The sequence below is a fragment of the Arthrobacter sp. NPDC093125 genome, from assembly GCF_044754225.1.
GTDB lineage: Bacteria > Actinomycetota > Actinomycetes > Actinomycetales > Micrococcaceae > Arthrobacter.
In genome coordinates this window covers 216,027-228,122 of sequence record NZ_JBIVOQ010000001.1, presented here as the reverse complement: position 1 = coordinate 228,122, position 12,096 = coordinate 216,027, and the positions used below count along the sequence as shown (strand labels likewise).

Here is a 12,096-nt window from a genome sequence, read left to right as displayed (position 1 = left end):
AGATCTACTTATGAGCAGCAAAGTACGCCTTGGCATCATCGGCCTGGGCCAGCAGGGCGGCGCATACGCCAAGTTCATCGCGGACGGCATGGTTCCGAACATGGAGATCGGCGCCATCTGCGACACCGACCCCGCGAAGAAGGAGGTTGCCTCGGCCGCCTACCCTGACGCACCGTTCTACGACGACTACATCGCCATGCTGGAAAGCGGCGACGTTGACGCCGTCGTCACGTGCGTCCCGCACTTCCTCCACCCCGAAATGGGCATCGAAACGCTCAGACGCAACATCCACGCCCTGGTGGAGAAGCCGGCCGGCGTGTACACCAAGCAGGTCAAGGTGCTGAACGAGTTTGCCGCCAGCAAGCCCGAGCTGTCTTTCGCGATCATGTTCAACCAGCGCAACAACCCGCTGTACCAGAAGCTCAAGGAGATCGTCGGCAACGGCGAGATCGGCAATATCCGCCGCACCAACTGGATCATCACCAACTGGTGGCGTCCGCAGGGCTACTACAACTCCAGCGATTGGCGCGCCACGTGGGGCGGCGAAGGCGGCGGGGTCCTGGTCAACCAGGCACCCCACCAGCTGGACCTGTGGCAATGGATCTGTGGCGCGCCGAAGTCCGTCTACGCGAAGGTGGCCTACGGCTTCCGCCGCGACATCGCCGTCGAAGATGAAGTCACCGCGGTGGTGGACTACGGCGACGGCGCTACAGGCGTTTTCGTCACCGCTACCCACGACCTGACCGGCACGGACCGCTTCGAGATCCTGGGTGACCAGGGAAAGATCGTCGTCGAAGGTTCCAAGACCGCCACCGTGACCCGCCTGGTCAAGCCCGAGCGTGAACTCAGCGACGGCATGGGCATGGACGATGTCCGCAAGCTCTTCATGGGCGAGCTGAACCCCGAGGAGTACTACAGCACCGAAGTCGTGGAGTTCGAATCCGCCTGGGGCGCCCAGCACTCCGGCGTCCTGGAGAACTTCGCCGCCAACATCCTGGATGGCACCCCGCTGCTGGCCCCGGGATCCGACGGCATCAACGGCGTCCGCCTGGCCAACGCCATCCACCTCTCCAGCTGGACCGGCAGGGAAGTGGGCCTGGACTTCGACGAAGATGAATTCCTCGCCGAGCTCAACAAACGAATCGCGGAGGAGGGCAAGTTCCCCGAGCGCTCCTAGCGGCAACACCCGGCCCAACTGAACAGAGCCCAACCGGCCTAACATGGCCCGGTCCGGCAACCGTTGGCCACCCCGCAGGCAACCCCAGCCCAACTAAGTAGCAGTTGTGGCCGTTCTGAGCGCGCAAAACGGCCACAACTGCGACCTGGATGGCGTGTTTCCTCGTTAGGATGGGGCCGTGACTGAACCTAAAACGCCGGATGTTGCCGCAACAACAGGTGCGGCCAGAAAGCCCGCCCGGGACGGCAGGCCCAACGCCACCATTTACGACATTGCCAAGGTTGCCGGAGTTAATCCGTCCACGGTTTCCCGGGCGCTCAGCAAGCCCGGCCGGGTCAGCGCCAAGACGCAGAAACTCATCGAGGATGCCGCCGCCGAGCTCAACTACCAGGTCAACCCGTTCGCGCGGGCCCTGCCCACCGGCCGGACCAGTACCTTCGGGCTGATCGTCGCGGACATCACCAACCCCACTTTCTTCGACATCATTCGCGGGGCCGAGACCACGGCCACCCTGCGTGACTACACCCTGGTTCTGGCCGAATCCGCCGAGTCGGCCGTCACCGAACTGACGGCGGCCCGCCGGATGATGGCCGCAGCGGACGGCCTCATCCTGGCCAGCCCCCGCATGGACGACGACGACATCCGCGCCCTCGCCCGCGACAAGCCCGTGGTGGTCATCAACCGCGAGGTCGACGGCGTGCCATGTGTCGTTCCCGATGTGAACAAGGGCATCAGTGAGGCAGTGCGCAGTCTGGCCGCGAACGGGCACACCAAGGTCGCCTTTGTTGCCGGGCCGCCGCAGTCGTGGATGTCTGCCCGGCGCTGGGATGGCGTGCGGGCCGCCTGCGAATGGTCCCGGCTCGAGGCCGTGCGGCTGGAATCCACCAAACCCACGGTCGACGGCGGCAGGCAGGTGGCGCGCGACGTCCGCGCCAGCGGCGTCACAGCCGTGCTGACCTACAACGATCTCCTGGCCATCGGACTCATGCAGGAACTCCAGGCCGCGGGCGTCGTGGTGCCGGACCAGATCAGCATCGTGGGCTTCGACGACATCTTCGGGGCGGACTTCACCACGCCGCCGCTGACCACCGTGCGCTCACCGCTGGGGGAGTGCGGCTCGGGCGCGGCCAGGTTGTTGCTGGACCTCCTGCACGGCACGGCGGAACCTGCCGGCACCCTGCGGGTGGAAACAGAGCTGGTATTGCGCGGCTCAAGCGGACGGCTGCTGCCTCCGGGCTAGCCTTACTCTCGCAACAGCTCCGCAACTTGTTGGCAATTTGTGGCAACCGGTTGACAAACGGTTACGCCAAGCCCGACCATTGAGCTATGTCACAGTCGATTGCCGCCAACCCAGACCGGCTCCTGCCCGCTGATCCCGGAACGCGCAGCATTGCGCGTGACCTTCTGCAGCGCGTCCAGGACCTCCCCATCATTTCCCCGCACGGGCACGTTGACGCCGCAGTCATCGAGCACAACACCCCCTTCCCGGACCCGGCAGCGCTGCTGGTCAGCCCGGACCACTACGTCACCCGGCTGATCCATGCCAGCGGTGTTCCGCTGGACCGGGTGCGCGGAACAAAGGCCGCCGCTGAGCCGGATTCCCGTGCCGTCTGGCACGAGTTCTGCAAGGCCTGGCCACTGTTCGAAGGCACAGCCTCCGGCTACTGGCTCCGCACCCAGTTCGACAGTGTCTTCGGCCTGCGGCAGGAGATCGGTGCCGAGACCGCCGACTCCAGCTATGACGCGATTTCCGCCAAGCTGCTGGAGCCCGGCTTCCGGCCCCGCCAGCTCTTCAAGGACTTCAACATCGAAGTGCTGGCCACCACCGACGATCCGATGGATGACCTGGCCAGCCACAAGGCGATCGCCCAGGATCCCACGTTCCACGGCCGCGTCCTGCCCACATTCCGCCCGGACGCCTACCTGAACATCACCCACCCGGAGTGGCGGTCGAACGTGGACCGCCTCATCGCGGCAGCGGGCGACGGCGGCACGGGCTATGCCGGCTATCTCACCGCCCTGGAAAACCGGCGTCGTTACTTCGTGGAACACGGCGCAGTGTCCGCTGACCACGGCGTCCGCACGCCCGCAACGCTCAAGCTCGACGACGGTGCCGCGGCGAAACTCTTCGACCGTGCCCGCTCCGGCCAGGCCACGCCGCAGGACCGCGACGACTTCGAGGCCCACATGATGTACCAGATGGCCCGGATGTCCGTGGAGGACGGCCTGGTCATGACCATCCACCCAGGCTCGTACCGAAATCACCATGAACCCACGTTCAACGCGTACGGTGCCGACACCGGCCATGACATCCCGTTCGCCGTCAACTACACCGAGGCCATCCGCCCGCTGCTGCAGGACTTCGGCACCGCCAAGGATTTCCACCTGGTCCTCTTCACGCTGGATGAGACCGTGTTCTCCCGCGAACTAGCGCCACTGGCGGGCTTTTACCCGTCCGTGTACCTGGGAGCCCCGTGGTGGTTCCTGGATGCCCCGGACGCCATGCTGCGCTTCCGTTCGGCCGTCACCGAAACCGCCGGTTTCTCCCGCTCGTCCGGCTTCATCGATGACACACGTGCGTTCTGCTCCATCCCTGCGCGCCATGATGCCTCCCGCCGGATCGAAGCGTCCTTCCTGGCACGGCTTGTCGCGGAGCACCGCGTCAGCGAGGAACGCGCCCACGAACTCATCGTCGACATCGTCGACGGCTCGCCTAGAAGGGTCTTCAAGCTGTGAGCACCGAACTGCAATCCGCGGCCACATCAGCCGTAGGCCTTCCCCAGCTGAACCGCGGCCTGCGTCCTGCCGCCAAGGCTCCGGTCCGCATTGTCCACCTGGGGCTGGGCGCCTTCCACCGCTCACACCAGGCCTGGTACACCCACCAGGCGGGTGACGCCGCGGACTGGGGCATCGCTTCCTTCACCGGCCGCCGCCCCGATGCCGCGCTGGCCCTGGCGGAACAGGACGGCCTGTACACCGTGGTGGAACGCGCCGACAGCGGCGACTCGTTTACCGTCGTGAGCAGCATCGCTGAAGCGGTGGACGGCGCTGACGCGCAGCGGCTGGCAGACCTGGTTGCCGCTCCCGCCACCGCGATCGTCACACTCACCATTACAGAAGCCGCATACCGGCTCGGCGCCGACGGGCAGCTTGACCGCACGGCGGCCGACGTCGTGGCAGACCTTGCACTGCTGAAGTCCGGCAACGGAACCCCGGCGACGCCGCTGGGCCGGCTGGTGCTGGCCCTCGCCGCCCGCCGGGCTGCCGGCTCCGGACCCCTCGCCGTGGTGTGCTGCGACAACCTCTCGAACAACGGCACCGTAGCGCACAACGCCCTGGTGGGCATGGCCGCGGCCTGGGACCAGGGCCTGGCAGATTGGATCGACGGCACCATCAGCTTCGTCAGCACCTCGGTGGACCGCATCACCCCGCGCACCACGGAGGCCGACCTCGCCGCCGTCCAGGCAGCGCGCGGCTACCGCGACAATTCCCCCGTCGTGGCCGAGCCCTTCTCCAACTGGGTGCTCAGCGGGGACTTTCCGGCAGGACGGCCGCGCTGGGAAGACGCGGGTGCTGTCTTTGTTGACGACATCGAACCCTATGAGAACCGCAAGCTGTGGCTCCTGAACGGCGCGCACTCGCTGCTGGCCTACGCGGGCCAGCTTCGCGGACACTCCACCGTGGCGCAGGCCCTGGCTGACCCTGCATGTCTGCGGGCTGTTGAAGAGTTCTGGGACGAGGCCGAAGCCAACCTCGCCGGGGCGGAGGGCGCTGCCGCTGACCTGCAGATCCCGGCCTACCGTGCTGCCCTCCAGACGCGCTTCAGCAACGCCCGGATTGCCCACCATCTTGCGCAGATCGCAATGGACGGCAGCACCAAGCTGCGGATGCGGGCCGTTCCGGTGCTGCTGGCCGAGCGCGCCGCGGGCCGGTCCGGTGCCGCCGCTGCCCTGATGGTGGCCGCCTGGATGGATTACAGCGCGGCCGCCGAGGTCCAGGATCCCCTGGCCGACGACGTTGCCGCGGCCAACCGGCTGAGCGGCGCGGAACGGACCCAGGCCCTTTTGAAGCTGGTGGACCCGGCCCTGGCGGCTGATGGCGGCGTTGTGGACCTGATTGACGACCTGCGCGGAACGTTCGGGAAGCCGGCTGTCTCCCGGTAGCGTCCGCGCACCACACACGGCTGCCCGGCTCCCCTTGCCATAAGGAGCCGGGCAGCCGTCTTTCATGAACTTTCAACAAAAATGTTTGGCAACCGCTTGCCATTTGATTGCCAAGTGACTAGGATTACAGCACGAGCAGAAACCCGGCCCACGGCCGGTTGTCCAAAGAATCCCCTCCGGCTCAGCCCGCAAAGACGCGTTAGGATCCAAAATGCTCAAGCCCCAGGCCAGCGAAACCCGCGAGTTGGTCAGCCTCGACGGCATCTACCGCTTCAAGGTGGACTTCGACCGTGCCGGCCACCACCAGGAATGGTTCAAGAAGGCGCTGGAGACAGGCCTCGAAATGGGCGTCCCTGCCAGTTATAACGATGTCTTCCCGGACAAGGCCATCCGCGACCACGTGGGCTACGTCTGGTACCAGCGCGAGGTGCGTGTTCCCCGCGGCTGGGCGGGGGAGCGAATCCACCTCCGCCTCGACTCCGCCACCCACGAAGGCATGGTCTGGGTCAATGACGTGCTGGTGGCCCAGCACACGGGCGGCTACATGCCGTTCAGCGCCGACATCACCGAGCACGTGAGGGCGGGCGACACTTTCCGGCTCACCATCTCCGTGAACAACGAGCTCACCCAGGCCACCATTCCGCCGGGTAGCATCACCGTCACGGAGGACGGGCGCCGCCAGCAGAGCTACCTCCACGATTTCTACAACTACGCCGGACTGCACCGCAGCATCTGGCTTTACAGCACCCCTGCCGTCACCGTGGACGACATCACGGTGGTGACCGGCTTCGAAGGCAGTACCGGCAACGTCGGCTACAAGGTCGCCACCGCCGGCGGCACCGGCAACGAGGCCGTCACGGTCACCCTGCGCGACGCGGACGGCTCCGAAGTCGCCACAGCAGAAGGTTCCGAAGGCGCCCTGGTGATTGACGGCGTCGTGCTCTGGAAGCCGGGTGCAGCCTACCTGTACAGCTTCACCGCTGAAATCCACGACGGCGGCCGGCTGCTGGACAGCTACACCCTCCCGGTGGGCGTCCGGACAGTCGAGGTCAGCGGCAAGGAATTCCTCATCAACGGTGAACCGTTCTACTTCACCGGCTTCGGGATGCACGAGGATCACGTGGCAATCGGCAAGGGCCACAGCAACGCCCAGATGGTCAATGACTTCCAGCTCCTGGACTGGGTGGGCGCCAACTCCTTCCGCACCTCGCACTACCCCTATGCCGAAGAAGTCATGGAGTTTGCCGACCGGCACGGCATCGTGGTGATCGACGAAACGGCAGCCGTCGGGCTGCACCTCGGCTTCGGTGCCGTGTTCGGCGGCATCGCCAAGCCGACGTACGTCGACGGCGGGGTGGATGCCAACACCGCGGCGAACCACCGCCAGGCCATCAGGGAGCTCGTGGCCCGCGACAAGAACCACCCCTCCGTCGTGATCTGGTCCATCGCCAACGAGCCCAACGGCTCGGAGGAAGGCGCCCGCGAATACTTCCAGCCCCTGGCCGAACTCACCCGGCAGCTGGACCCCACCCGTCCCGTGGGCTACGTCAACGTCATGTTCGACACCCCGGACAAGGAACTGCTGGGCGACCTGTTCGACGTCATCATGCTTAACCGCTACTACGGCTGGTACCTGAACAACGGGGACCTGGAAACAGCTGAGCAGGTTCTGGAGAAGGAACTGCGGGAATGGGAAGCCAAGTACGGCAAGCCCATGATCATGACCGAGTACGGGCCGGACACCATGCCAGGCTTCCACTCCATCTACGAGCAGCCCTGGAGCGAGGAATACCAGGCCGCGTTCCTGGCGATGTACCACCGGGTCTTTGACCGTGTGGACGCGATGGTGGGCGAGCAGGTCTGGAACTTCGCCGATTTCCAGACGTCCAACGGCATCATGCGGGTCGACGGCAACAAGAAGGGCGTGTTCACCCGGGACCGCCGGCCCAAGCCCGCCGCGTATGCCCTCCGCCAGCGCTGGACCGCACTGGCCGGCCTCAAAAACGGCAGCGACAAGAAGTTCAACTAGCATTTTTCACTATTTCTGGCTGCCCCCTGGGCAGACACTTGGGTAAAGGAGCCCACACCACATGAAAAAGCTGAACAAGCTCAGCATCATCGGCTATGGCGCCGGCGATGCCGCCAACAACCTGGCCTTCACCACCGCCACCATGTTCCTGCTGGTCTATTACACCGACGTTGCCGGTATTTCCGCGGCAGCGGCAGGCACACTCCTGCTGGTCGTCAGGATCTTCGATGCGTTCGCCGATGTCTTTGCCGGCCGCATGGTGGACCGAAACTACAGCAAGCGCTTCGGGAAGTTCCGTCCGTTCATCATGTTCGGCTCCATCCCGCTGCTGCTCCTGAGCGTGGCAACCTTCTCCGTCCCGCAGCTGGGCGAGTCCGGAACCCTGCTCTACGCCTACGTCACCTACGCCGCCCTTGGCCTGGCCTACAGCCTGGTCAACATCCCCTACGGCTCGCTCGCCGGCGCCATGACGCAGGACCCGGGCGACCGGGCCAAGCTGGGATCGGCCCGTATGGTTGGCGGTCTGCTGGTAGGTTCTGCGCTTGGCATCTTCGTGGCACCCCTCATCAAGCCTGGCGCTGACCTGCAGGCAACCTTCACCACCATCACCCTGGTGTTCGTCGGGATCGGCACGGTCCTGTACTTCTTCACGGTCCTCACCGCCAAGGAACGCGTGCACCGGGCCGTACCGAACGTCTCGCTCAAGCAGAGCATGGAAACCCTGAAGGGCAACAAGCCCCTCCTGATGCTGTGCATCAGCTCCTTCTTCTTCCTCTCCGGCTACCTGGCACTGACCTCCGTGCAGCTGTACTACCTGCGCGACGTCCTCGGCCGCCTGGACCTGTACCCCGTGCTGTCCATCATCCAGCTTGTCCTGACCTTCGTCCTGGCCGCGTTTATGCCCAAGTTGGTCCGCAACATCGGCAAGAAGCACGTCTACATTTACTCCTCCCTGATCTCTGTCGTCGGCGGTACGGTTATTTTCTTCACCCCGGCAAGCCAGGTCATGATCGGCTTTGCCGGCCTCGTGCTCAGCCTCGTGGGCGTCCTCGCGATGAGCATCGTGGTGTGGGCCCTCGAAGCCGACACCGTTGAGTACGGCGAATGGAAGACCGGCGTCCGCACCGAAGGCATCACCTACGCCCTGTTCTCCTTCACCCGCAAGACCGGACAGGCCGTGGGCGGAGCCCTCGCCGCGTACGCACTCGCACTGGGCGGTTACAAGTCCGGCGGGGTCGCCCAGACCCCGGACGCGGTGTTCGGCATTCAGATCGCAGCGGGTGCACTGCCTGCCGCACTGACAATCCTCGCGGTACTGGTCATGACCAAGTACACGCTGACCGATGCCAAGCATGCCGAGATCCTCACGGAGATCCGGGCCCGCCGCGAAAGCGGCGATGCCTCCAAAAAGGCCGACGCCGCCGTCGAGCCCTCCGCTGACGCTTCGGACGGCACCAAAACAGCCACCTCCCAACAGCCGCACGCGGCGCCCGCCAACTAACCCCTGAATCTGTCCATCCGAAAGGACCTGTTGTGAAAATCATTGCCGCGGAAGTCTTCGTGACAAGCCCCTCCCGTAACTTTGTGACCCTGCGCATTACGACGGAGGACGGTGTCACGGGCATCGGTGACGCGACCCTCAACGGGCGTGAGCTTGCCGTGGCGGCGTACCTGAAGGAGCACGTCGCGCAGCTGCTGATCGGTAAGGATCCGCACCGGATCGAGGACACCTGGCAGTTCCTCTACCGGTCCTCGTACTGGCGCCGCGGCCCGGTGACGATGGCCGCGATCGCGGCGGTGGACATGGCCCTGTGGGACATCAAGGGCAAGATGGCCGGCATGCCGGTGTACCAGCTGCTCGGCGGGGCGTCCCGCAACGGCCTGCGCGCGTACGGCCACGCGTCCGGTTCGGACATCCCGTCGCTGTTTGATTCTGTCCGGGAGCACCTGGAGCTGGGCTACAAGTCGGTCCGGATCCAGACCGCGGTGCCCGGGATCAAGGCCGTGTACGGGGTGGCCGCGCAGGCGCAGGCCTCGGGGGAGCGCTACGACTACGAGCCCGCCGGCCGGGGCGCGTTCCCGGTGGAGGAGGACTGGGACACCAGGGCCTACCTGCGGCACCTGCCCACGGTGTTCGAGGCGGTCCGCAACGAGTTCGGTGCGGAACTGCCGCTGCTGCACGACGGGCACCACCGGATGACGCCGATCCAGGCCGCGAAGCTGGGCAAGGCTTTGGAGCCGTATGACCTGTTCTGGCTGGAGGACTGCACCCCGGCAGAAAACCAGGAGGCCCTGCGCCTGGTCCGGCAGCACACCACCACGCCGCTGGCGATCGGGGAAATCTTCAACACCGTCTACGACTACCAGACCATCATTAAGGAACAGCTGATCGACTACGTGCGGGCCGCGTCCACGCACTTTGGCGGGATTTCCCCGCTGAAAAAGGTCATGGATTTCGCGGCGCAGTACCAGATCAAGTCCGGTTTCCACGGCCCCACCGATATTTCCCCGGTCGGGTTCGCCGCGCAGCTGCACGTGGGCCTGGCGATCCACAACTACGGCATCCAGGAATACATGCAGCACTCGGCCGCCACGAACGAGGTCTTCGAGCAGTCCATGACCTTCACCGACGGGTACCTGCACCCGGGCGAGAAGCCCGGCATCGGCGTCGAATTCAACGAAGAAGCCGCAGCAGCCTACCCCTACCAGCAGGCCTACCTGCCCTACAACCGCCTCGTCGACGGAACGGTCCACGACTGGTGATGAGCAACGTCAACTCCAGTGCCGCAACGCACTCCGGCAGGCCTGCTGCGGCACGCCCCCAGGTGATTGTCATGGGCGTGTCCGGCTGCGGCAAGACCACCATTGGCGACCTTGTGGCCCGCGAGCTCGGCGTCCGCTTCCTCGACGGCGATTCCCTCCACCCCGTGGAGAATGTCGCGAAGATGGCCGCCGGCACGCCGCTGACCGACGAGGACCGCTGGCCCTGGCTTGCGATCGTGGGCAGTGAACTGGCGGCAGCCGGTGCCGACGGTCTGGTCCTCGCCTGCTCCGCCCTGCGGCGCAGTTACCGTGATGCCATCCGCGCCCAGGCACCGGACACGGTTTTCCTGCACCTGCACGGCTCGAAGGAGGTGCTGGGCTCCCGTTTGGAGGGCCGAAGCGGACACTTCATGCCGGCGGCCCTGCTGGATTCACAGCTGGCAACCTTGGAACCACTCGAGGACGATGAGCGCGGCGTCGTGGTGGACATAGCCGCCCCGGTGCCTGCTGTCCTGGCCGACGCTCTGGCAGGCATTACCGCCGTCGTAGGTTCCCACGTGCCGTCCGTTAGGGGCTAGGGTCCAGTGCGGTGCTGACTGCAGCGCGAACGGACACTTGCGGCCCTGCGGGGAGGGCCTTAAGTGTCCGTTCGCGCTCTGTGGTCCGGTGTGCCGCCGTCGGACAGGCGTAGCGTTGTTCCATGGAGCGAACAGGATGTGTGGTGGCGGGCGGCGGGCCGGCGGGCATGATGCTGGGCCTGCTGCTGGCGAGGGCCGGTGTGAAGGTCACGGTCCTTGAAAAACACGGCGATTTCCTCCGGGACTTCCGCGGCGACACCGTTCATGCGGCCACCATCCGGCTCATCGACGAGCTGGGCCTTGGGAGCGCATTCCGCGAGCTGCCGCAGAGCCGCCTGCGCAACGTCGCGTTCCCGGTGCCCGGGGCCGGCCTGGTGACCCTCGGTGATTTTGCGTCCCTGCGCCCGCCCTACAACTACATCGCCATGATGCCGCAGTGGGACTTCCTGAACTTCCTCGCAGGCGCCGCCGCGGAAGAGCCCACCTTCACGCTGCTGATGGAGCATAAGGCAACGTCTTTGGTGTACGACGGCGGCCGGGTCGCCGGCATCCGCTACCGGACTAAGGCCGGGGATGAGGGTGAGATCCATGCGGACCTGGTGGTGGCCACGGACGGGCGGCACTCCGCGCTGAGGCAGGCCGCCGGCCTCGTGCCCAGGGAATTCCCGGTGCCGTTCGACACGTGGTGGTTCAAGTTGCCGCGCCATCCCTCGGAAAAGGGGGAAGTGGCAGGCATTGTGCCTGCCTTCAGCCTGGGGGAAGCAATGATCGCCCTGTTCCGCACCGACTACTACCAGATGGGCTATATAGGACCCAAGGGTGCGGATGGCAGGCTTCGCAGCGAGGGGGTGGAACGGTTCAGGGAACGTGTCGCCGGTCTGCGGCCGGACCTCGCGGACCGCCTGGATGCGATTCGCTCGATGGATGACCTGCACTGGCTCGACGTGCGGCTCAACCGGCTGCGGCGGTGGTATGTCGACGGGATGCTGTGCATTGGAGATGCTGCGCACGCGATGTCGCCCGCCGGCGGAGTGGGAATCAACCTCGCCATTCAGGACGCGGTGGCAGCGGCAGCGCAGCTAGCCCCGGCGCTTCTGCGCGGCCAGGTCAGCGTAAAGGACCTGGCGGCGGTGCAACGACGACGCCGGATGCCCACCGTTGTGGTCCAGACGGTCCAGCGCATCATGCACCGCGCCGTCTTTGTGCCGCTGTTCGCAGGCAGGAGGGTAGGGGCTCCGGCTGTGCCTTTGTTCGTGGCACAGCACCTGCCCGCTGCCCGGAAGATCATGCCGCGCCTGATCGCCTTCGGCCCGCGGCCCGAGCACGCCCCCGGGTTCGCCCGCCGGCAGGAGCCGCGCACCGTGGCATAGGCCGCGGACGGCGGCG

The 12,096-nt window shown here is 65.8% G+C and carries 9 protein-coding genes; all 9 read left to right on the top strand.

The window, feature by feature from the left end; genetic code table 11:
- The first annotated feature begins 10 nt into the window (after positions 1–10).
- The 9 genes from ACIP9X_RS01020 to ACIP9X_RS00980 all read left to right on the top strand — a co-directional run bounded on the left by ACIP9X_RS01020 (position 11) and on the right by ACIP9X_RS00980 (position 12,080).
- Positions 11–1,177 (top strand): Gfo/Idh/MocA family protein, encoded by a 1,167-nt coding sequence (locus ACIP9X_RS01020; protein WP_400477856.1) that lies wholly within the window; start codon positions 11–13, stop codon positions 1,175–1,177.
- A 178-nt stretch (positions 1,178–1,355) separates the two neighbouring features.
- Positions 1,356–2,417: a LacI family DNA-binding transcriptional regulator gene (locus ACIP9X_RS01015; protein WP_400477855.1), complete on the top strand. Its 1,062-nt coding sequence runs from the start codon at positions 1,356–1,358 to the stop codon at positions 2,415–2,417.
- Between the two features lie 86 nt (positions 2,418–2,503).
- Positions 2,504–3,913, top strand: coding sequence for a glucuronate isomerase (gene uxaC / locus ACIP9X_RS01010; protein ID WP_400477854.1), 1,410 nt, complete (start codon positions 2,504–2,506; stop codon positions 3,911–3,913).
- Positions 3,910–5,340, top strand: a complete 1,431-nt coding sequence (locus ACIP9X_RS01005) for a mannitol dehydrogenase family protein (RefSeq protein WP_400477853.1) — start codon at positions 3,910–3,912, stop codon at positions 5,338–5,340. Before uxaC ends, ACIP9X_RS01005 begins: the two co-directional genes overlap by 4 nt.
- 211 nt (positions 5,341–5,551) lie before the next feature.
- On the top strand, positions 5,552–7,369 hold the full coding sequence (gene uidA / locus ACIP9X_RS01000; RefSeq protein WP_400477852.1) for a beta-glucuronidase: 1,818 nt from the start codon (positions 5,552–5,554) through the stop codon (positions 7,367–7,369).
- Positions 7,370–7,430: 61 nt separating this feature from the next.
- Positions 7,431–8,870 carry a glucuronide transporter gene (uidB, locus tag ACIP9X_RS00995; protein WP_400477851.1) on the top strand — a complete coding sequence of 480 codons (1,440 nt, stop codon included), beginning with the start codon at positions 7,431–7,433 and terminating at the stop codon, positions 8,868–8,870.
- A 32-nt stretch (positions 8,871–8,902) separates the two neighbouring features.
- On the top strand, positions 8,903–10,132 hold the full coding sequence (gene manD, locus ACIP9X_RS00990; RefSeq protein ID WP_400477850.1) for a D-mannonate dehydratase ManD: 1,230 nt from the start codon (positions 8,903–8,905) through the stop codon (positions 10,130–10,132).
- Positions 10,132–10,710 (top strand): gluconokinase, encoded by a 579-nt coding sequence (locus ACIP9X_RS00985; protein ID WP_400477849.1) that lies wholly within the window; start codon positions 10,132–10,134, stop codon positions 10,708–10,710. The genes manD and ACIP9X_RS00985 overlap by 1 nt, the downstream gene beginning before the upstream one ends.
- A gap of 122 nt (positions 10,711–10,832) precedes the next feature.
- Entirely contained in the window at positions 10,833–12,080 is a 1,248-nt protein-coding gene (locus ACIP9X_RS00980) for an FAD-dependent oxidoreductase (protein ID WP_400477848.1), read from the top strand.
- Positions 12,081–12,096 lie beyond the last annotated feature (16 nt).